The following is a 643-nucleotide window of genomic DNA, read 5'->3' on the forward strand; positions in this document are numbered from 1 at the left end:
GTTGCCGCGGCCACCAGCGGCGGACGGGATCGTGGAGGCATGCTCGCCCACGCACGCAGTACCGGCGGCAAGAATCTCCGGCGGCTGACATTCCACCAGCGCTCCGACATGCTGAAGAAACTCGCGCAGTATCTGACCGAGCGCAAGGATCAGCTTTACAAGCTCTCGTTCCAGACTGGAGCCACCCGCACCGATAACTTCATTGATGTAGACGGCGGTATCGGAACGCTGTTCGTCTATGCCGGCAAGGGCCGCCGTGAGCTTCCGAACTCAACTTTCCTGCTGGATGGCGCGGTCGAGCCGATGGGCAAGGCCGGCACGTTCGCCGGGCAACATATCATCACGTCGCTGCACGGCGTTGCGGTTCATATCAACGCGTTCAACTTCCCATGCTGGGGCATGCTCGAAAAGCTGGCGCCTGCGCTGCTTGCGGGCGTCCCCGTCGTGTCGAAACCGGCGACGGTGACGTCCTACGTGGCGCACGCACTGGCGCGCATGATCGTGGAATCCGGAATTCTGCCTGAAGGCGCGTTTCAGTTCATCGTTGGCTCGACCGGCGACCTGTTCGATCACTTGACCTGCCAAGATGGGGTTTCGTTCACCGGCCCCGCCGATACGCCGGAAAAGCCGCAACGGCCTCCGG

General features: G+C 62.5%; 1 protein-coding gene. It reads left to right on the forward strand.

Features of this window, described 5'->3' with window-relative positions; translation table 11 throughout:
• Positions 1-39: 39 nt before the first annotated feature.
• Positions 40-643: aldehyde dehydrogenase family protein (locus tag AWU74_RS14300; protein WP_202966431.1), on the forward strand; the 604-nt coding region annotated here is incomplete at its 3' end.

The sequence above is a fragment of the Treponema endosymbiont of Eucomonympha sp. genome, from assembly GCF_001028545.1.